The sequence below is a fragment of the Allocoleopsis franciscana PCC 7113 genome, assembly GCF_000317515.1.
Classification (GTDB): Bacteria; Cyanobacteriota; Cyanobacteriia; order Cyanobacteriales; family Coleofasciculaceae; genus Allocoleopsis; species Allocoleopsis franciscana.
Map to the genome: position 1 here is coordinate 6,200,186 of NC_019738.1, position 20,295 is coordinate 6,220,480.

Sequence of the window (20,295 nt, forward strand, 5' to 3'; positions counted from 1 at the left end):
CCCTAGCCCCTATTTTCCAGCCAGTCCTCTCTCCCAAGTGAATGTCACAGATTCATGACTTGCAACCCTGGTATTGGCGCTCGCTACCCCTAGAACATTGCACTGGTTCTCAGGTATTTGACCGTCTATTTCGCCACAACGGTACAATTGCCACCCTCCTAGAAAGTCCCTACCCTACCCCTCTCGACCAACCCCAGTTAGCTCGATACTCTATCTGTGCAGGGATGCCCCGTATCCAAAACGGACGCCCCAAAATGTGGACTCCACCTGTAGGTGAAATCTTACCGTTCCTGCGCCATTTGCCCTGCTCTCAAAGCAAGGGAGACATGAGCAGAGAACTGGACAATTTGCCTCTACCACCTCACCTACCATTTACTGGGGGTTGGCTTGGCTGGCTGGGCTACGATCTGGCATGGGAAATTGAGCAGCTACCTCGATTAAAACCTGATCCCCTACCGTTTCCTGTCGCTTTTTGGTATGAACCCGTTGCGTTTGCTGTGCTTGACCACACTCAACAAACGTTATGGTTGGCTGCAACGAATGAAGCCGAACTCGACCGATTACAACAACAACTAGAGCAACCTCATAACCTTCCAACGTTCAACCTTCAATCTTCAACCTTTTCATTTCTGAGTTCTCAAACGGACTTTGAATCTGCTGTAATTCAAGCCAAAAAGTACATCCAGGCTGGTGATATTTTCCAGGCTAATCTTTCTTTGAGGTTTGAGGTTACCACAACAGCCAATAGTTGGGCTATTTATTGTGCCTTACAACAAATTAATCCTTCTCCCTTTGCCAGTTATTGGCAAACCCCTTGGGGGGATGTGATTAGCTGTTCTCCGGAAAGACTGGTCGAGCTACAGGCAAGGCAGGCACAAACACGACCGATTGCCGGGACGCGATCGCGCGGAGCAACACCTGATCTTGACCAGCAGTTGGCAAAAGAGCTAATAGCAAATTCCAAAGAACGAGCCGAACATATCATGCTCGTCGATTTAGAGCGCAATGACCTAGGGCGGGTGTGTGATTGGGGATCGGTAGACGTGAATGAACTGTTCACTATTGAGCGCTACAGTCACGTTATGCACCTGGTTAGTAATATTACGGGCACCCTGCGTACTGACCATGATGCGGTTGACCTGATCCGCGCCTTATTTCCAGGTGGAACAATCACAGGTTGTCCTAAAGTCCGTGCCATGGAAATTATTGAAGAACTGGAACCCGTCCGTCGGAGCTTGTTCTATGGCTCCTGTGGATATATGGATCAACGCGGTAACCTGGACTTGAATATTTTGATTCGCACTCTTTTAGTAAGAAATTTGGATAGCGGCCTAAAGTTGGAGGACAAATCCCTCAAAATCGTTTCGGGTCAAGTGGGAGCGGGTATTGTTGCCGATAGTGACCCGGAAAAGGAATGGTATGAGTCCCTGCACAAAGCTCAGGCTCAGATCGCAGCGCTCAAGATTTTAAATTTATGACATCCTTTTATGACAAATCAGAGATGGCTCGGTCTAGCGTTCAAGACCCCTTAACCCTAAGGCTGACTCTGTATCAACCCCGAATCAAGCTATTATCGGCATAGCTTTGATCGGAGTCTGCACTGCTTAATTCCCCTAATCTTCCTAGCAAGGTAAATTTTGGCTCTCCGCCCACCCGGAATCAAGCTATCATCGGCATAGCTTTATTCGGAGTCAGTACGCCTGTTCTCTATGTGACTCTTCCCAATCCCCCAGCTAGGGATGGGTATTTTTAGTTTGGATGTTAATGAGCACCGAAACTTACCTGAATCACCCAACGTTTGGCCTGCTTTATCGAGTTTGCATGGTTGAAGAGAACCAGGAATTGTTCACCACTCTCTATGCCCAACGCTTATTCTTTTTGGTAACCACCTCTTCCGAAGGGCTGACTTTTGAACCCATTAGCCGTTCTGATGCTCGCCTGTTAGTGGAAAATCGCCTCCGCCAACTTCGTCGCATCGGTTCCTCACAAGACATTGAGCAGCTTCAGCGTATCCATAAACAAACATTTCTGTGACCGACTAACCTTTGGCTTTAGCTGGAAATCTAGTTATGGAACCATAATTTTATAAATGACCGAAAAAATGGGATTCAAGCTGCGTAACTATTGCTCCGCTGTCCTTCTAGGACGGCTTTATTCATGTTATGATAGTTGCCGTAGGGGTGGTTCCACGTCAAATGATTGTCTTAGAGTTCAAGGCTAAGGGGAAAACAACTCAATATAAGAGCGTAGATGAGGCGATTAGAACAGCTCAATTCGTCCGCAACAAGTGCATCCGATTTTGGATGGACAACCGAGGTGTAGGACAGAAAGAGTTGTATCGTCACAACACTAAATTGAGAGCCGAATTTCCCTTTGTAAACGCTTTGAACTCCCATGCTTGTCAAGTTGCTGTTGAATGGGCGTATTCTGCAATTGCTCGGTTTTACGACAATTGCAGAAAGTCTGTTCCCGGAAATATGGGCTACCCAAGGTTCAAGAAGAATTGTCGCTGTGTTGAGTACAAAACTTCAGGGTGGAAGCTTTCTCCTGATAGACGCTCAATCAATTTTATTGATAAAAAAGGCATTGGCAAGCTAAAACTCAAAGGAACGTGGGACTTACACTTCTATCAGTTAGAGCAGATAAAACGAGTGAGGTTGGTGCGTCGGGCTGATGGCTACTACGTTCAGTTTTTAATTAGAACTGAAGTTGAAAAAGTAGATGTTCAGCCGACAGGTAAAATTGTTGGTTTAGATGTAGGAATTAAGGAGTTCTACACAGATTCCAACGGTTATACCGAACCTAACCCCAAGTTTTATCGAACAGGTGAGAAACGGCTGAAGTTTCGGCAGCGGCGCGTTTCTCGTAAGCTCAAAGGCTCTACCAACCGAAGAAAAGCCATTAATAAACTAGGGCGAGTACACCTCAAAATAAGTAGGCAACGTGAAGAACATGCCAAGAGAGTGGCACGTTGCGTAATCCAATCTAACGATTTGGTTGCTTACGAAGACTTGAGGATTAAGAACTTGGTTAAGAATCATTGTCTCGCTAAGTCGATTAATGATGCGGGTTGGTATCAATTTAGGAAATGGTTGGAGTATTTTGGGGTCAAGCTTGGCAAGGTAACGGTTGCTGTAATCGCAGCCTATACATCTCAGGAATGCTCTAACTGCGGCGCGGTAGTCAAAAAGTCCCTATCCATGAGAACTCACGTTTGTTCGTGCGGTTTTGTCTTAGACAGGGATTGGAATGCAGCGATTAATATCCTGAAATTAGCCTTGAGTACCACAGGGCATGTGGGAACTTGGATCTTAGATCCGAACGCTTCGGGAGATTCGACCGCTACTTTAGCTGGAGCAATCCTGTTAGAGCAAGTTGGGTCTATGAACGAAGAATCACCGCACTTTTAGGGCGGTGAGTGTCAAAATCCAACATCCTCCAGCCTCTGGCATGTTCTAGAAGGATAATTGAAGTATCCGCATCTCAACTCTCAAAGCGAATGACTGGTTCCATTGCACAACGTATTGCTACTGTGCGCGAGCAACTGCCGGTAGGCGTCCGGCTAATTGCTGTCACGAAACAAGTTCCAGTAGACGCGATGCGGGAGGCTTACTTAGCGGGTGTGCGAGATTTTGGAGAAAGCCGCCTTCAAGAAGCGGAAGCCAAAATAGCTCAATTGCAGGATTTGCCAGACCTCAATTGGCATCTAATCGGTCATCTACAAAGCAACAAAGCCAAAAAAGCCTTGGAGCAATTCCAGTGGATTCATTCTTGTGACAATCTCAAGTTAGCCCAGCGACTAAATCGATTAGCGGCTGAACTGTCGTTAAAGCCAAATGTTTGCCTTCAAGTTAAAGTTGTGCCTGATCCAGATAAATACGGTTGGAGCATACCTGAGCTTTTAGCAGATTTACCTGAACTCGATCAGTGCACGGCGTTACAAATTCGAGGGTTAATGACGATTCTCCCACTGGGATTATCGAGCGAGGAAAGTCTACAGGTGTTTGAGCGTACCCGTGAACTGCTTCTCAAGATTGGGCAGCAAAACAAGTCGAATATTCAGATGCAGGAGCTGTCGATGGGCATGTCCGATGATTACCTTCTTGCCGTGCAAGCGGGTGCCACCCAAGTGCGGCTGGGACGAATTATCTTTGGTGAACGCACGGCTTAACCTGATATCTATCCCCCCTCGATCTATGGGTCAAGCTATGGGCTAATATATTGCCAACACAACTCTGATGCATATTGTCACCCTTAAAATTGATTGGTATGTCTTGTGGGGTTTTGTACGACTACCTGCTTTTAGGAGGCTGATGTATACTTTTGGTTTATTTTGAGAGGCTTGTCAGGCGTGAGAATGATCAGGGGGCAGACTGCATATAAGCTATCTTCTGTTTTTTTCGCTCTAAACAAGTATCGAATCTATTAGAGATAGAGACGGCTGCCTCTCAAATAACCCCTAGTCAGATTTTTAGCGTCAAACTAAAGTTGTGATGGAGAGTAAACAATGAACAACATCTTTACCAAGCTCCGAGATTTTGTGGGTCTCAACGAGCCAGTGGAATACGAGTACGAGTATGAAGATGATGGGGATGCCTACCAAAATCTTTATCAGCAAGAACAGCAAGTTCAACCTGCGCCTCCCCCAGTCGAAGAAGACCGTTCAGCGCGTCGTCGCGTCCGGGAGCGCACCAGTGTAGTATCAGAAGCAGGAATGGGATCAACTTCAATGAACAACGTGATTGGGATGCCTGGATCTGTCAATGGGATTTCGGAAGTTGCGGTCATCGAGCCGCGTTCGTTTGAAGAAATGCCGCAGGTGATTCAAGCCCTGCGAGAGCGTAAGTCGGTGGTTTTAAATCTGACCATTATGGACCCCGATCAAGCTCAACGCGCCGTAGATTTCGTTGCAGGTGGCACTTATGCCATCGATGGTCATCAAGAGCGTATTGGCGAAAGTATTTTCTTGTTTACACCAAGCTGTGTTCAGGTGAGTACCCAATCAGGTGTTGTTCACGAAGTATCTTCGCCCCAGATGCGTCCTAACCGTCCCGCAGCTCCTGCACCGGCTTGGGCGTCTGAACAGGAGCGGATGGCTCAGTAATACGTTGAGATTGGAGATTGGACTCGTTCTAGAATCCAAAATCCAAAATCCAAAACCAAAATTCTGTTAAGAGAGGGGCTGGGGTGGCAATCAAACTTGGCATAGTCGGTGGTGGGGTAATGGGAGAAGCTCTGTTATCCCGCCTGATTGCTCAACAGTTTTATCGCCCAGAGGATGTCCTAGTCAGTGAGCCACAAGTCCATCAACAAGAGTTGTTGGCGAAAAAGTACGGTGTCCATGTGACATCGAATAACCGAGCTGCCGCAGCAGTCTCGGATGTGTTGTTGTTGGCGGTTAAACCTCAGGTTTTTGAAACGGTAGCGATAGAGTTGGCAGAGAGTAATGCTCAACGTCCAGAGGGACAGCCCCTGCCAATAGTGATTTCGATTTTAGCGGGTGTGTCTTTAAGCAAGCTGGAAGCAGCATTTGGGCATCAGCCAGTTATTCGGGCGATGCCCAATACCCCTGCAACGGTAGGAGCAGGAATCACGGCACTCTCACCGGGAAAAGCGGTGAGCAAGAGCCAGATGGAACAAGCAATCGCGATCTTTGAATCGGTGGGCGACGTGGTGGAGGTAGCGGAATCGTTAATGGATGCCGTAACCGCCTTATCGGGATCGGGACCGGCTTATGTGGCAATGATGGTGGAAGCCCTGGCAGATGGAGGGGTTGCGGCTGGGTTACCCAGAGCGATCGCGTCTAAGTTGGCTCTCTCCACGGTCTTGGGAACGGCTAATCTGTTGCAACAATCTCAATTGCATCCGGCTCAACTCAAAGACCGCGTGACGAGTCCGGGTGGGACAACCATTGCGGGGGTTGCTGAGTTGGAACGTGCGGGTTTCCGTTCTGCCTTGATTGAAGCCGTTCTAGCCGCTAAAGAACGTTCTCAACAACTGGGTCAGTAGGTTTAGCAGTGCCTCTGTGTCTGACATGATGTCTGTGTGTCGCTGTGACTTCTGTGATCACCAAACTAGCGTTTGGCGTGGGGCTGCCACGTAAGGATCTAGTTGCTTTGCACCTCTGTCGGCAGAGCTTGCCCAATTTGAGGTTCGGTACCAGCCAGGATACGCTGAATATTGCTACGATGCCTAACGACGACATACAAGGCAGCCGCACTCGCAAACAGTTTGTAGGAAAGTGGGGCTGAAAAGAGAATCATTAGGATAGGCACTGCGATCGCCGCCGTAATAGAACCGAGGGAAACAATACGGGACAGTGCCAGCACTACAGCAAATACCCCTAAAGCTCCTAATCCTACAGACCAAGACATGGCAAGTAAGACCCCTAAACCAGTAGCGACTGATTTACCACCCTTAAAGTTAATCCAAATCGATTTACTGTGACCCAATAAAGCCGCGAAAGCGGTAGCCGCCACTAACCAAGGTCTCCACGTTGCAGGCATGACGGGCATCTGTCCCAAGGCGTAGTAGCCATTAACCAGAGCGATCGCACCGACTCCTTTAAGAGCATCAATCAGTAAAACCACCAGTGCGGGGCCTTTCCCCAGTGTTCTGAGTACATTCGTCGCGCCCGTAGAGCCTGAACCTTGTTCCCGAATGTCAACGCCCTTAAGTAGGCGTCCTGCCAGATAACCCGTGGGGATCGAGCCTAGCAAATAAGCCGCGATGAACAATAACCCACAGACAGTTAACTCAATCGCCATCATGACCTCCCTAATTAAGCTTTTCTTCTAACTCGGAGACTTTTTCTACCCATCAATACTGGTAGAGAGGCATCTGTTGGGGATCGGGAGCAAAAGCCAACCACAGAGGAAATTGCAGCATGGAGAGATTAATCTGATCTTCTGTCTCATCAACGATAATCAGAGGTAGCTGCTTTTGAGCCAGCAACCGATCGGCTTTTTGCACCAATACGGGGGCTTCCTCAAACAAAGTAATACCCTGTTCTGGGCCAAAATCACTTCTGGAGATGCCCAGACAGTCCTGTAATCCTCGACGCCATTCTCCCAGTCGTTCGGGGGTATTAGCAAGAATAAGAGTACGCTGGCGATTGCCGTAGAGCGTATGCAAGACAGAAATGATGGCGGAGGCAATCAAAATATTTTGTAAGCGACTGCCCATAGTTTTTAGTGCCCCCCGACCCCCTTGGGTGAAAAACCAATTAGACACACGTTCAGCGTGAATCGGTTCAAAGGTGCGACGCAGTTGCCAAGACGGCCCATAATAATCGGGCAGCGATCGATATTGGTCAAGAATGTTACGAATCTGTTTGATTTGCTCTTGAAATCCCTGTTCGGCAAATTTAGGTGTTGGAGCTTGGTCGGGTTGCCGATACTCTTCCCGGACTAGCCTAGGGGGTTCTGAAGGAGGAGTGAGTTCCAATTGCTCTGCGGCACTCGTTAAGTCTTGTAAACTCCCCACCAAATAATCTTTAAAGCCTTGCACCCGAATCGCTAAATCTTGGGAAACGCCCGCAAATGTAGTTCGCATTTCAGTCCGGATGCGCTCGCGGCGACGTTCGAGCTGTTCAATGGAAATTTGCAGCGCCTGTTTACGTTGTTCTAGCTCCTGCACACCCTCTTGTACGATCTGTTCTACAGCCGCCTGGGTTTTTGCCAACTGCTCAGAAAGAAGTTGAACTTGAGTTTCTTGCAAAACAGCGATTTTCTGTCTTAACTCTTGCTCTTGACGCTGAAGGTCAGCCACAGTTTGAGTTAAATCAGCCATCCTCTCTCTCTCTAAAGGCTGCGCGGGTTCGGCTGTTTGCTTTTTTTCCTCTAGGTTGGTCAAGTTCCAGGCTCTGTCGGACAGTCCTGCGTCGGTGGAGCTCAACAGATCGAGCTGGGGCTGATCATCAGCTAGCTGTACCGGTACTTCATCTTTAGGAGTTAGCGGCTCTAATTCCTCCAAGGCTTCAGCTTCTAATTCTGGCTGTTGTTCCTCAAAGGCTTCAACAGCTAGCTTTTTGACAGGCTCTTGTTCGGGCGTTTGTGTTTCGTCTGAATTCATTTAATGATTAATACTTAACAACTAGCAACTGACTCAACTTTTTGGGCAGCGTTGCTCCAAGCAAGTTTCCAACATTTTTGGGTCAAACAGAATAGGCAAAAAGTGGATACTTTTGACTTCTTTGAAATAAAACAAAATGGGCACTGATGACCAAAAAATCCGCCAATTTTGCCATTCTTGATAGGGAAAACGCCGAATCATCGTCTCCGACCGATAAATATCCAACGCGGTTTCGGTAAATTGCAGACGGATTGTTGCGGCTTGAAACAATAGGAAAAGTCCAAAAACAGCAATGACTAAACTGACCCAGATTTTTATTAGTAATAAGGGCACGGCGGCAACAATTAAGACCAAAGGCAGTGTGTAGCTAGGGGAGAGTTCAACCGTCTGGGTCGAGAGAGGAGAAGACGTAGCAGAAGTCACTTGGCTTCAATCCCTTTATAAATGTCTTTAATATCTTTTTATTCTAAAGCGTCTCTACCTCCTACCGATGGCTACAAGTATTGATGAGTCGCAATTCCATGTTATAGCCAGTTACTTTTTTCCGTAAGGTGTAGAGGATGAGCGGCTCACTCACCCGATTAACCTCCACCAATTACCGCACTACCCGTCCCTTGGAACATGACCCAGGATAAGAAAAAGTTGGTAATAAAGATCGCTAATAGGGCAGTGACGACCGCTGTTGTGGTTGATTGACCGACGCCTTTAGCTCCACCGGTTGTGGTTAACCCCCAACTACAACCAATGATGGCAATCAACCCTCCAAAAACCACAGCTTTGAGCGCAGCACTGACCAAATCCCAAATTTTCAAGAAACTACGTGCCGAATCGAGAAACACTTCTTGGGAAATTCCATACAAGCTTTCGGCAATGATCACCCCACCTCCCATGCCCAGAATAATGGCGAGAATCGTTAAAATCGGCAGCATCAGGCAGCAGGCAATCACACGAGGAATCACCAGGTAGTCAATGGGGTCAGTTTTGAGCATATAAAGCGCATCAATCTGCTCTGTCACTCGCATGGTGCCAATTTCAGCCGCAAAGGCAGAACCCACTCGTCCAGCCAAAATGACAGCGGTTAGTACGGGAGCCAGTTCCCGACTCAACGCCAGTGCTAGAACTCCTCCTACGGCACTCGTGGCACCAAAGTTGATGAATTCTCGCGTCACCTGAATGGTAAATACCGCACCGATAAAACCGGCTGTAATCATGGCAATAGTTAGTGAAGCCGGACCCACTAAGGCCATTTGTTCAATGGTGTTCCGCCGATGAATCTTCCCAGCGAGGAGATGAAGCATCACTTGCCCACCCAAGAAAATCGCTTCCATCAAGCGCCGCGTCCACAACCCTAAGCTGGAACTCGTAATCTCACTCATTGTCATTAGCCCATCAAGGGTTGCAGGTTAATTGATTAAAACATGCAACATTCAACCTTCTAACATTCAACCTTATTTACCACCATTGGATTCTACCCGGAAGCGCTCCACAGAAGTTAGGAGGTCTCGCGCAACACCCACCAGATTTTGCAGGGCACCCGATACCCGCTGGGCTTCTTGGGAGGTTTCTTGAGCCGTCAACTCCACCGATTGCATTACTTGAGCAACAGCACGGGATGTTTCTGTCTGCTCTACCGTATCGGCGGCGATGGAACGTACCAAGGCGTCGATGCGATTGGAGACTTGAACGATGTCTTCCAGCGATCGCTTCGCTTGTTCAGCCCGTTTGGTACCGTCAATCACCTGCTGGGTTCCTTCCTCCATGGCGGTCATGACCGAGCCGGTTTCGCTCTGGATTTGCAGCACGATTTGCTCAATTTCTTTGAGTGCCTTCGCGGCCCGATCCGCAAGCTGTCGTACCTCATCCGCCACAATCGCAAACCCGCGACCCGCTTCCCCGGCTCTTGCCGCCTCAATACTGGCGTTGAGTGCCAGCAAATTGGTGCGGGAGGCAATTTGAGAAATTAGCGCCACAATCTTGGAAATTTCCTGTGATGATTCGGCTAATCTCTTGACTTTTCTCGTAGTTTCTGCTACGGTTTCACGGATTTGTAAAATCCCCGCCACCGTGCGTTCCACGGCTTCGCCCCCTTTCACTGCGGTTTCTGAGGCCGTGCGGGCCACGTCTTCCGCTTCTCTCGCACTCTCCGCTACTCGCTGAATGGAGTCGGTCATGATCTGCACAGAGTTGAGCGTAACCGCCAGTTCTTCCGCTTGCCGCAGGGCATCCGAGGAGAGACTCCGGGCAAAGGTTTCAGCATCCGCCGAACCCCTGTTAACCTGCTTCGCCGCCTGCGACACCTGTTGCACAATTTCCCGCAGATTTTGAATGGTCAAGTTAAAGGAGTCAGCGACTGCACCTAAAACATCAGCCGTTACTTCCGCTTGTACCGTTAGGTCACCTCGCGCCGCGCCTTCCACGTCATCTAGCAAGCGAATGACCTGACGTTGAAGGTCTTCTTTCGCCTGCTCTTGCTCTTCCGCCTTCCGCTGCGCTTCGCTCATACTGGTCAGGATCACCCGTGACATCTGATTAAAACTCGTCGCTAGCTGACCAAATTCGTCCTCGGAGTAAACGGTGGCGGTCACATTTAAATTTCCCTGAGAAACAGCCTCAAACTGAGATTGCAGCTCAGTGGTTGACCGTTTAATCTGCTTTTCCGTCACTCGGCCCAGAAGCAATGTCGTACCAAAACTGGCAGCCCCCGCGACCAAGCTCATCGCCCAGCCTGTACTCTTGAGTCGTGAAATCACCGCTTCTTGATTGGGGCCTGGAGCTGTACTCGCCGCAATGTTACTCACAATGGCCACCGCTACGGCTGAGACAGCCCCTGTGAGTACAGCGGTCCACAACTGCTTGCGGTTGAGTGAAGCATTTTCAAAAAAGGCCAGCCAACCCTGCTCTACATGAACAATGGGTTCGTTGTCGGCGTCTTTTGTTTGGTTAAAGATGGGAATTTGTTCAGCGGGGTTATTGATGCTAAACATCTCATCTTCGCCACCAGAGGAACGATAGCCCGAACGAGGAGCCTCGATATCCGCCGCCTCATTTAACCCCAGTCCACCAGTAGCCCCTAGAACGGCTCCACTGTTGCTTAAAATATCAAAATCCGCGTCGTCAGACCCTTCCGCCGACATGTCGTCTTGAACGCCGAGAGAGAAATCAGGGATTGACCCTAAATCGTCGTCAAATACGTCAAACTCATCCAGGAAACCCTCTCTGGCACTTGGGCGGGACTCAATTCCCGTAATGGTTTCTTCCTCAGCTTCAGTGCCTTCGTCCATCACGAAAGTTTGATTGCCAAAGGCTTCGTCAAAGGTGTCAAAGTCAAAGTGGTCAGAAGAGTTGAAACCATTCTGGTCATAGGCGGAGTCAAACGTAGGCTCATCCTGAAGAGAGTTGTCTTCTTGTAAGGATTCCGCCGCATTCGAGCGTCGATCACTCAGGTATCCCAACTCGTCTCGATCAATGGCGAAGGTATTATCCAGATCCTCAGAACCCATCAATAGCGTTTCGTCTTCAAAAACCGGGTAGCCTGAGTTAAATGGCTCACCGATTTCTTCGTCCCTGTAGGTTCCGCTTTCCTCCTCAGGAAAGTCCACATCAAATTGAGAGGATGGAGTGAAGCCAGGAGAAAAGTCGTCCTCTGTCTGTGTATCGTCAAATTCTTCACTCCCAGGAATGACAAAGGTCATGTCGGTTTCATCGGCACCCGGATCTGGGAAGAACTCTTCGGGTGTATCCTCTAAACCTGGGCTACCAAAAACACTGTCATCCAATTCAAAGCCACTGGTGCTGGTTCCGAAAGTTTCAAGGTCGTCACTGTCTTCCCCAAAATCAGACGAAAACGCAAATGGAGTATCACTGGCGTGACCGCTTTCTGGAGGTTGTTGCTCATCCATCCCTGACCCTCCAAACGGATTGTCAAAGGGTGACTCCGACCTGGAGGTAAACGTGTCACTGCCCACCTCATCAAAATCTAGGCTTCCCAGGTCGAAACCGCTAGATACGTCGTCTTCGGCTGCCAAATTAGACCAGTTTTCAAAATTGGATGAGTTACCTAACTCGTCTGTCTCACCGAGATCGCCATAACTAATATCGAAATCGTCTGATGATGCTGTTTCCTCTCCCGAACCTGCCCCATTCATTAACTGATTGGCATATTCCAAACCGTTATTAGCATATTCAATAAAATCCTGTTCAGAAGTCAGGGTCAGCACCGCCTCATATTGTTGCCGTGCCACATCGTACTGCTGTAGTCCGTAGCAGTAAATATGACCGAGCAGAAGACGTACACTGGGATTCTCCGGGAAATCCTCTACCAATCGGTCACATATAGTGGCGGCCTCTTGGTAATTGCCCTGCATATAAGCCTTTTCGGCTTGTCCATATTCCTGTGCGAAATCCGTACCTGATGCCATTTGCCTCCTCCCGCTGCTCAATAGGAAAAAGGAAAAAGTAAAAGGCTTAGCCTTTTTCCTGGATGGAACTTTTTCCTGTTACTTAACTCAATGTCATGCTGCCCACCGTGCTGATCGTAGAATTGCCACCTGATCTAAAAGTCGCAAATATTGATTCGATTCTTTATCTGACACCCACTCACCTCGTAAGAAAGGTGCCATACTATCTGGAACATTCGTCGGCATCTGTAACTGTTCGAGATCCAGCCAGTCCATTTCTCCAATCCGGTCAATTGCCAACCCTAGCATGGTGTCCTGGTCTTCAACCGCAATGACGGGAATTTCGGGTCGGTCTGTATTTAAAACCATCGCATCCCCCAGAAATTGACCGAGATCGGACACCCAAATCACTCGCCCCCGAATGTTGATTGTGCCCAATAGTAAGGGGGAAGCATTAGGAATAGCTGTAATCCGATCAGGCGACTGAGAAATCACTTCTTTGATGCCAGTAGCCGGTAGGGCAAATTCATTACCTGAAGGTACGAAAAACCTTAGGTGTAATTCACCTTCGGGGCTTTCGAGTTCCTGAAATTCTGGGGCTTGATCTTGACCACTGCCCGTTAAAAAGTCTGGATTACCAACCATTCTCTCGAATACCTATAAACTTATCCTCTAAGCAGCTGTTTAACCGTTCCAATCAACTCGGTGGGTTGGAACGGCTTGGCAATGTAAGCGTCTGCACCCTGTTTCATGCCCCAATAGCGGTCAAATTCTTCGCCTTTTGAAGAACACATGACGACGGGAACATTCTGAGTTTTCGGGTCGGCTTTCAGACGGCGGCACACTTCGTAACCGTTCATGCGAGGCATAACAATATCCAATACCACCACGTCAGGGCTAGAGCGCTGAATTTGTTCCAATGCTTCTACACCATCGCTGGCTACAGTGACCGTCAACCCACTTCCTTTGAGGAGGTCTGAGATCATCTGTCGTTGGGCAAGGCTGTCTTCTACAACCAGAACTGTACTCATAGCTCCCTACTTGACGAAAGGCGGTAACCGGAGTGAATGGGCATGAACCCCTGGACTTCAGGCTGAAACCTGATAATGATTAAAGTATCCCTCATCATCCTTTAATCACTGAGTAAGATCTTTAAAATTTAGGCTTGTTCTTTTGATTGTGGCAGCTATGAGTGAAGATGGGTGGCAATGTAGCTCTGTTCGGATTGGCTTCCTACAGGTTAGTCCAGGGCTAAAGGTATCACTTTCCTCGTCTTCACGCCGATGCTGGCTTGGTAATATCTGTCTGTTCTATCTCCTGGTTTAATCCAACGGGACTTGAATTTTCATCTTGACTTTTTTTTATATCAACCCAACCAATATATTTCTCCAATAGCATCAACAGTTCACTTGCGCCAAACGGCTTAGTCAAGTAATCTGTTGACCCTACCATTCGCGCTCTAACGCGGTCAATAAACCCGTCTTTACCCGTCAGCATAATGATGGGGGTTTGCCGAAAAGCTGTGGATTGTCGCAGCATTCCGCAAATTTCGTATCCATCCAGTTCTGGCATTGCCAAATCACACAGGATCAGATCCGGTTTACTTTGAAACACAAGGGTCAAAGCTTGTACAGGGTCTCGAATTGCTGTGACTTCATACCCCTTGGCTTGTAGGATATACTCAACGGTCTTGCCAATCGCCATGTCATCATCAATACACACAATTCGAGGAACTTGGGGGATGCCTTTAGCTTCCCCGTCCCAGCGAGGAGTGCTTGCCTCGTGAGCGGTGGCACTCACCAGTTGCACCCAACCCTTTCGTACATAAGGATAAATCGCCTTGGCAACGGTGAGAATGTCTCGATTGAGATAACGGGAAAGTTGGCGCAGGGATGTTTTGCCATCAGCCCACTGTCTCAGTGTTTTAAATGCGGTTTCTGGCAGTGCGGCACGTAACTGCACCATGTCTGTAATCACCGGACACTGATTTGGAGACTGAATATGGGGATGAAATTGCTTCCACTCCTGCACCTGCTTCATAATCTTGGTGACTAGAGGGGCAATCTCCAGGGTAGTGAGTTGGGGCGCTAACGCCGGACTCACTTCAAACACAAAATAGCCATTGTGCAGGCTCAACAGGTCAAATAGGGTTTCGCGGATCATGCTTTGGATAATGCTCCGCCCTTGCGCTGGTGTCAGGATATGCTTTTCCAGTAAGGCCCACAGATAGCCATATTCGGGTGCGTTGATTGAGTCGATGGACGGAAGTTCTAGATGATCTAGCGCTGTGTTGGCTTTATATCGACGCAAATAGTCGCGCAGACGCGATAAACTCCTCTCGCTATCAGAAGCATAGGCAATCTTACCGTTGAGGAAGAAGACGAACCAAAACGGCCCTGACCTTCGTTTGGGCTTGGTTTCCTGGTAAGGACGTCCAAAGGCGAAGGGTTTGCTACTGAGATCGCCACCCGTGTTATTAATGGGGAAGCTGTACGCTTCAACCAACAGTTCACCTGTGCGCTGACCGAGTTCGATCAGTTGCAGGATGCTGCGGATATCAATTTCATTCAACGTTCCCTGCATTTAACGAAAGCGTACTCCTAAAAACCGTTGGATGAATGAGAACTTTGCTACCCGTCTTTTTGTCAAGGATGCCCCTATACCGCTGCTGATCCATAAAACTTTGACAATTTGGGTAGGGTGAGCCGCCATGATCGAGTTCAAGGGTGCGGCTATTTCTCAACCCCTGTATCTAAGAGAGCGCTCTCTGTGTAGATAGCATCTGTTCGCCAGAGGGCTGCTTTGTGATCACTATTTCTGATTGGATTTTCATGCTGCCTCGCTCAAACACCCAGAAGGAGACTGTATCAAATAAAAGAACTCGTTAGCTGCTGTCTCGAATGAACGAGGAGCAACGGGGGAGCAGTAAATCTAATTTTCTATCGTTACTTCTTTGCACAGCAATGCTAAACTTTAAATCTAACTTGGCTAAATAGCCAAGCGCCGATTCCCCAGCACTCTAGTTTTAGACCTACAACCCCGAACTTTCTATGTATTTAGTATAATTGAAGATTGGACGTTGCGGATAATGCCCCCTTTTCACTCCTGTTTGTCTTCATGTTACCGACCACTGGTTTTTGTGAAAACTGACGGAAAGCAGGGTGACTTCTGTGCCGTCTAGGGTTTAAAGTGTTTTTCTCTTACTGGGTGAGAACAGGTTAGGATGAATGTTATAGACCCTAATTAAGGGCAACGGCTTAGTAGGGGTTCCGCCTAGAGACTAGGGAAAGCTGTGTTAAGATGCCCTAGAAATAGCTTTTATAGCTAGGAGGTGACCGAAGCAAAAGCTGTTTTTAGCTAAATAATAGTTATTCATATCATCTTATAATTAATTGAAATAAATGCAAAATTGTGAAGAGAGAGTTGCTCAGTTAACCGTGAAGATTCTTTCTTGTTTTAGCAATGTGGTCTTCTTATAACTGAGTTTAATTAAACTGAATGGCTTCAAGCTTAAGATTTAATGGCTTCAAGCTTAAGATTTAGTTTAGTCACAAATTGGGCACAAGAGACGTAAAGAGGACCATCAGTGTGCTGTATCTAGCAGAAGTACAAAAGCAGAAAGGTGGCGGGCTACTGGGCGGCGGCGGGAAGACCGCACTCAAACTGCTGGCTTGTCAGCGAACTGACCAGAGTTGGAGTGCTGTGCCTGGTGACGAAGTCATTCCTGCCGAAGAAGCCAAAAACCTGAATGAAGGAGCCTTGGTACTTATTAACTTGGGTGGGAATCGACAAATCCAAGGAGAAATTGAGTTAGCTGGCTCACGCCTAGCGAGAGATTTGCAAAACTTCTCTCGCCTGCTGGAAAAGGCGAAAAGCCAAGAAGAAGAAATTGAACAGTGGAAGCAGTCTTTGACTTATCAAAGTCAAGAGCTCAATCGCCGCGAAATGGAGATGGAAGCGCGGATTGAGCAGATGCAATCCATGGAGGAAGACTTTGAGCGCGTCGAGCAGCAACGTCAAGAGGTTGAAACCGCCAAGGAAGAAGCGGCGAGACTTGCAGAGGAGTTTGAGCGCAGCCGTCAGGAGTTGGAAGGAGCGTGGGAACACCTACGGGGTGAACAACGACGCTTGGAGGAGCAAATTGCTCAACATGCACCAGGTTTAGATCCGAGCCAAGCCCATCTGATCCAAGAATTGCTAGAGCAGCTATCACAAGCCGTTGTGCCTACAGATACGGTGCGGGAACAGCTCAATCTCTCGTTTGAAGTCCTCAACGCTCAGCAGGCGGAACTAGAGGAGGAGTGGCAGCAGTTGGAGCAACGACAAACGGAAGCGTCTGCTCGCCAAGCCGAGGTTGACCGCCAAGGTGAGGAATGCCAGCAACGCAAACAGGAGTTGCAGCAAGCGCAGAAGTCGTTGGAGGAGGCCAAAGCCGAGTTAAAGGTACAGCAGAATGCTCTAGAGATTAAACAGGAGTCAGTCCATATGCTGAGCCTCCAGTTACGAACCCAAGGGGAGTTACACCAACAAGTGGCTCGTTTGGCGGCAACATCCGCAGATGTCAAGATTAGTCAGCGGGTTGACCTGGAAGCGCTGGAACAGATGCCCCTGGGGGAACTACAGGGAACTGTGCAGGGTTTGGAGCAAGACTTGGAAAAGCTGGTGCGCTTTGTCAATGACCAGGAAGAAGAGCTGACATTTCAACGCGAAGCGGTGGAAGAATTACACGAAAAGATTAAGTCAGCCAGTGAGTATGACCGCATCAGTATGGAAACGGAACTCGCCGAAGAGCAAGATCGTTACCAGATGCTAGATGAAACCCTAGTGGGTCAACGCCGAAATTTGCGAGAACGTGAAGAAATTCTCAATCAGCATCAGCGGGTATTGCGGCGTCGGCAAGGCATTTCCGATAGCAATGCCTCAGACAACCAGAAAATTGACCTGGGTCCAATTTTGACCCAGCTTGAAGCACAACGGCAACAACAGGAAGAAGACCTGCAAAAGTTAGAAAGTCAGATTGAGCAGATGCGCCGGAGCATCAATCAAGCGGAGGAGATGATTCGTCATCAGGCTGGTGAACAGGAGGTAAAACTCTCGGAACTGCAAAGTTTGGAGCAAAATTGGCACTCAGCGAGCGCTGCAGTCGCTCAAATTCGGGGTCAGGTGGAGAGTTATCAAGCCCTACTACAGCCAAAGCAAGAGGCCCTAAGTCAAATCCGGCAGAAATTAGAGGCGATCGCAGAGGCTCTGAATCAAATTCAGGAAACCGGTGACTATCAGCTACAGAGAATCGCACAGTTGCAGCAGACGATCAGTAGCTTAATTCAGTCACCCGAATTTGCCACCTCTTGAGGGGATTAAAGGTGACGCGATTTCAGACCCTAACCTTCAACCTTCACGCCCGTCAACTCGGTTATTGTCGCGAAGCACAATCCAGTCGCCTTCGACCACAGCAGTCATTCCTGCGGGAAAAGACGAAGTTTGAGAACGGTTAGGAGCCGTAATTAAGGCTGTCATTTCTTCAATTTGCTCAAAGCTGGGAGCGCCCTGTTGAACCATGACCAGAAATTGCCTGATCACGCGGCGTTGTAGAGCCAGAGAAGCTGGCTGTAAGACAAGGCGATTGATTCGTGGCGTCGCCTTTTGGCAAGGCTCAAACAGAGCCTCTTGTTCCTCACCATTGACAGGTGCCATCGCCTGCTGTCGTAGTTTTTGAGCCGCGTCTTCGAGATATGCTACATCTGCCCGAAGCAGTTCAGCGGTTTGGGATAAAGCCGTCTCCACCTGGGGATTGAAATGGCTTTTTAAATAGGGTATTAGCTCCTGTCGGATGCGATTACGTGCGTATTTGAGGTCTTGGTTGTAGGCATCTTCCCAAAGGGGTAGTTGGTGTTCTTGGCAGAATTGAAACGTCTCGGCACGGGTGACTTCCAGCAGGGGACGCACAAGCTGTAGTCCTTGCACCAAGGGACGTTGCCAGGTAAGAGCTTGTAAACCATCGGCACCCGCACCTCGAATCAGGTTATAGAGGACGGTTTCCGCTCGATCGCTCTTGGTGTGTCCTGTAACAACGTCCTGATAGCCCTCTGCTTGAGCTATTTCGCACAAGACTTGATATCGCCATCGTCGTGCCGCAGCCTCGCTGGTACCAAGCTCAGCAGCGGTTTTGAGATAAAAAGGAAGTGACCAGTTGTGAGCCAGTTGTTGAACATGAGTCACCAGCCCTTCATCCTTAGGCCAACGGTGATCGCAGTGAGCGATCGCAATCTGCCATCCCCACTTGGGTTGTAAATCCAAAAGCAATTTAGCTAAGCACAGAGAATCTTGTCCACCGGATACCGCAATCAATATCCGCCGCTGCTGCGCCAATAAGTGTCTTTGCCGCAGCGTTTGGTGGACTCTGGCATGAAGTCGCGTCCAATTCGGACGGTTAGACATTTTTAAAAGGCTCAAGGATGAAGTTTGAAGGATGAAGTGAAGAAATTTTTCATACTTTATCCTTTACTCATACGTCATGCTTTTACTGATTGTTTTGCCAACTCGGCTGGTTTATGTCTTGCCAAACATCATCGAGTAGCGAGTCAGTGCCCTCGTCATCTTCACTGTTGATCAAGGAAATCTCTTCAAATTGGAACTCGCCTCCGCCACTTGTAGAGGCTTCGCCGAAATCTAAATCATCATCGCTGTCTAGAGACATTTCGCCGAAATCTAAATCATCATCGCTGTCTGTAGACATTTCGCCGAAATCTAGGAACTCATCAGAATTCGCTTGCGGTGATTCTACAAGTTCTAATTCTTGTTCAATACTTTCGGAAATTTGATCAAATTCGTCGTCTAGGTTTGATTGCATCGGATCAGCCATACCGAATTCATCATCCAGGCTGGGAGACATCGGATCAGCTATACCGAATTCATCATCCAGACTTGGAGACATCGGATCAGCCATACCGAATTCATCATCCAGACTTGGAGACATCTGATCCGTCATGTCGAATTCATCGCCCAGGCTGGGAGATATCTGATCCGTCATGTCGAATTCATCGTCCAGGCTGGGAGACATTGGGTCAGCGATACCGAATTCATCGTCCAGACTGAGAGACATTTGATCCGTCATGTCGAATTCATCATCTAGGCTTGACTGTATCTGGTCAGCCATATCGAATTCGCCATAGGAGACGGTTGTTGAGACTTCTTGTTCTATCTCGACATAGATGGCAGTCGGCTCTTCTTGCTCCAGTTCTTCCTCACTAGCTACTGGTGTTTCTAGAGCCAATTCCTCCGGCTCTGTCATGAAAGAGTCTTGCAGATCCAGCTCTGCTGCGCTAGCGGATGAAGCTTCTAGATCGAACTCATCCCCCAAGCCGATGGGTGATTCGTCGCCTGCTAGCGCATCCGACACGCTAGCAGGCGACTCTTTTACAGCAGAATCATCATCAAAGCTAGCGATTGCCTGTTTATTCTCCTCCTGTGAGTCAAGAGGGCAAAATTCCAGGTTGATTCTTACCTTACCTTTTTGCCAGCCATTCGCCGTAAAACGCAAGACTTCGCAGGGAATACCCTCTTCACTAAACCAGCCATCCTTATCCTGAGTCCATCCCTGGATTCCGTATTCTAGCTGCGTCTTAATCGCTTCGGACAATTCACCCACTCGGAAGGTACGATGTCCGATCAGAATTTGAACAGATTCATCGACCGACAAAACTTCACCCGTAGCCAGTGGCTCAAACCGCTTATCCACGCCGTTTTTCCCCGATTAACTTTGTAGTTTTTTCTTAAGTAGTAGTCAGGCAAGGGTTAACCGCTGGCATCTTTAGGCGCAATCTGC

General features: G+C 48.4%; 17 protein-coding genes. 7 read left to right on the plus strand and 10 right to left on the minus strand.

From position 1 onward, the window contains the following. Nucleotides 1-41: 41 nt before the first annotated feature. The 6 genes from MIC7113_RS25420 (at nt 42) to proC (ending at nt 6,009) form a co-directional block, all read left to right on the plus strand. Nucleotides 42-1,478 carry an anthranilate synthase component I gene (locus MIC7113_RS25420; RefSeq protein WP_015185071.1) on the plus strand — a complete coding sequence of 479 codons (1,437 nt, stop codon included), beginning with the start codon at nt 42-44 and terminating at the stop codon, nt 1,476-1,478. Nucleotides 1,479-1,764: 286 nt separating this feature from the next. Beyond that, nucleotides 1,765-2,034: a transcriptional coactivator PipX gene (gene pipX / locus MIC7113_RS25425; protein ID WP_015185072.1), complete on the plus strand. Its 270-nt coding sequence runs from the start codon at nt 1,765-1,767 to the stop codon at nt 2,032-2,034. A gap of 161 nt (nt 2,035-2,195) precedes the next feature. After that, the gene (locus MIC7113_RS25430) at nt 2,196-3,410 is read left to right on the plus strand and encodes an RNA-guided endonuclease InsQ/TnpB family protein (protein ID WP_041780218.1); all 1,215 of its coding nucleotides are present in this window, start codon (nt 2,196-2,198) and stop codon (nt 3,408-3,410) included. Nucleotides 3,411-3,499: 89 nt separating this feature from the next. After that, on the plus strand, nt 3,500-4,171 hold the full coding sequence (locus MIC7113_RS25435; RefSeq protein ID WP_015185074.1) for a YggS family pyridoxal phosphate-dependent enzyme: 672 nt from the start codon (nt 3,500-3,502) through the stop codon (nt 4,169-4,171). A gap of 336 nt (nt 4,172-4,507) precedes the next feature. Beyond that, nucleotides 4,508-5,104, plus strand: coding sequence for a cell division protein SepF (locus tag MIC7113_RS25440; RefSeq protein ID WP_015185075.1), 597 nt, complete (start codon nt 4,508-4,510; stop codon nt 5,102-5,104). Nucleotides 5,105-5,187: 83 nt separating this feature from the next. Next, on the plus strand, nt 5,188-6,009 hold the full coding sequence (gene proC, locus MIC7113_RS25445) for a pyrroline-5-carboxylate reductase (RefSeq protein ID WP_015185076.1): 822 nt from the start codon (nt 5,188-5,190) through the stop codon (nt 6,007-6,009). Nucleotides 6,010-6,107: 98 nt separating this feature from the next. On the opposite strand, the gene plsY is transcribed toward proC, so the two are convergent. The 8 genes from plsY to MIC7113_RS25485 form a co-directional block, all read right to left on the minus strand. Then, nucleotides 6,108-6,767 carry a glycerol-3-phosphate 1-O-acyltransferase PlsY gene (gene plsY, locus MIC7113_RS25450; RefSeq protein ID WP_015185077.1) on the minus strand — a complete coding sequence of 220 codons (660 nt, stop codon included), beginning with the start codon at nt 6,765-6,767 and terminating at the stop codon, nt 6,108-6,110. Between the two features lie 52 nt (nt 6,768-6,819). After that, on the minus strand, nt 6,820-8,073 hold the full coding sequence (locus tag MIC7113_RS25455) for a DUF3086 domain-containing protein (RefSeq protein WP_015185078.1): 1,254 nt from the start codon (nt 8,071-8,073) through the stop codon (nt 6,820-6,822). Nucleotides 8,074-8,106: 33 nt separating this feature from the next. Beyond that, a complete protein-coding gene (locus tag MIC7113_RS25460; protein ID WP_015185079.1) occupies nt 8,107-8,496 on the minus strand; it encodes a DUF3119 family protein in 390 nt (129 codons plus the stop codon). Nucleotides 8,497-8,654: 158 nt separating this feature from the next. Further along, the gene (locus tag MIC7113_RS25465) at nt 8,655-9,449 is read right to left on the minus strand and encodes an MlaE family lipid ABC transporter permease subunit (protein WP_015185080.1); all 795 of its coding nucleotides are present in this window, start codon (nt 9,447-9,449) and stop codon (nt 8,655-8,657) included. 72 nt (nt 9,450-9,521) lie between these two features. Then, nucleotides 9,522-12,491 carry a methyl-accepting chemotaxis protein gene (locus tag MIC7113_RS25470; protein ID WP_015185081.1) on the minus strand — a complete coding sequence of 990 codons (2,970 nt, stop codon included), beginning with the start codon at nt 12,489-12,491 and terminating at the stop codon, nt 9,522-9,524. A 93-nt stretch (nt 12,492-12,584) separates the two neighbouring features. After that, nucleotides 12,585-13,115: a chemotaxis protein CheW gene (locus MIC7113_RS25475; RefSeq protein ID WP_015185082.1), complete on the minus strand. Its 531-nt coding sequence runs from the start codon at nt 13,113-13,115 to the stop codon at nt 12,585-12,587. Nucleotides 13,116-13,135: 20 nt separating this feature from the next. Then, nucleotides 13,136-13,501, minus strand: a complete 366-nt coding sequence (locus MIC7113_RS25480) for a response regulator transcription factor (protein ID WP_015185083.1) — start codon at nt 13,499-13,501, stop codon at nt 13,136-13,138. A 244-nt stretch (nt 13,502-13,745) separates the two neighbouring features. Continuing rightward, nucleotides 13,746-15,053: a response regulator gene (locus MIC7113_RS25485; protein WP_015185084.1), complete on the minus strand. Its 1,308-nt coding sequence runs from the start codon at nt 15,051-15,053 to the stop codon at nt 13,746-13,748. Nucleotides 15,054-16,058: 1,005 nt separating this feature from the next. On the opposite strand from MIC7113_RS25485, the gene hmpF reads away from it, so the two are divergent. Next, nucleotides 16,059-17,822: a pilus motility taxis protein HmpF gene (gene hmpF / locus MIC7113_RS25490; protein WP_015185085.1), complete on the plus strand. Its 1,764-nt coding sequence runs from the start codon at nt 16,059-16,061 to the stop codon at nt 17,820-17,822. Between the two features lie 36 nt (nt 17,823-17,858). Here the strand turns inward: hmpF and tilS are convergent, their stop codons facing one another. Together tilS and MIC7113_RS33835 are read right to left on the minus strand one after the other, a co-directional pair. Beyond that, nucleotides 17,859-18,908, minus strand: a complete 1,050-nt coding sequence (gene tilS, locus MIC7113_RS25495; protein ID WP_015185086.1) for a tRNA lysidine(34) synthetase TilS — start codon at nt 18,906-18,908, stop codon at nt 17,859-17,861. A gap of 82 nt (nt 18,909-18,990) precedes the next feature. Then, nucleotides 18,991-20,208: a KGK domain-containing protein gene (locus MIC7113_RS33835; RefSeq protein WP_015185087.1), complete on the minus strand. Its 1,218-nt coding sequence runs from the start codon at nt 20,206-20,208 to the stop codon at nt 18,991-18,993. Between the last annotated feature and the right edge of the window lie 87 nt (nt 20,209-20,295).

What these genes read in the sequence shown, in the direction of transcription:
- MIC7113_RS25420 (WP_015185071.1), top strand. Translation starts at nt 42, where the DNA reads ATGTCACAGATTCATGACTTGCAACCCTGGTATTGGCGCTCGCTACCC.
- pipX (WP_015185072.1), top strand. Translation starts at nt 1,765, where the DNA reads ATGAGCACCGAAACTTACCTGAATCACCCAACGTTTGGCCTGCTTTAT.
- MIC7113_RS25430 (WP_041780218.1), top strand. Translation starts at nt 2,196, where the DNA reads ATGATTGTCTTAGAGTTCAAGGCTAAGGGGAAAACAACTCAATATAAG.
- MIC7113_RS25435 (WP_015185074.1), top strand. Translation starts at nt 3,500, where the DNA reads ATGACTGGTTCCATTGCACAACGTATTGCTACTGTGCGCGAGCAACTG.
- MIC7113_RS25440 (WP_015185075.1), top strand. Translation starts at nt 4,508, where the DNA reads ATGAACAACATCTTTACCAAGCTCCGAGATTTTGTGGGTCTCAACGAG.
- plsY (WP_015185077.1), bottom strand. Translation starts at nt 6,767, where the DNA reads ATGGCGATTGAGTTAACTGTCTGTGGGTTATTGTTCATCGCGGCTTAT.
- MIC7113_RS25455 (WP_015185078.1), bottom strand. Translation starts at nt 8,073, where the DNA reads ATGAATTCAGACGAAACACAAACGCCCGAACAAGAGCCTGTCAAAAAG.
- MIC7113_RS25465 (WP_015185080.1), bottom strand. Translation starts at nt 9,449, where the DNA reads ATGAGTGAGATTACGAGTTCCAGCTTAGGGTTGTGGACGCGGCGCTTG.
- MIC7113_RS25470 (WP_015185081.1), bottom strand. Translation starts at nt 12,491, where the DNA reads ATGGCATCAGGTACGGATTTCGCACAGGAATATGGACAAGCCGAAAAG.
- MIC7113_RS25475 (WP_015185082.1), bottom strand. Translation starts at nt 13,115, where the DNA reads ATGGTTGGTAATCCAGACTTTTTAACGGGCAGTGGTCAAGATCAAGCC.
- MIC7113_RS25480 (WP_015185083.1), bottom strand. Translation starts at nt 13,501, where the DNA reads ATGAGTACAGTTCTGGTTGTAGAAGACAGCCTTGCCCAACGACAGATG.
- MIC7113_RS25485 (WP_015185084.1), bottom strand. Translation starts at nt 15,053, where the DNA reads ATGCAGGGAACGTTGAATGAAATTGATATCCGCAGCATCCTGCAACTG.
- tilS (WP_015185086.1), bottom strand. Translation starts at nt 18,908, where the DNA reads ATGTCTAACCGTCCGAATTGGACGCGACTTCATGCCAGAGTCCACCAA.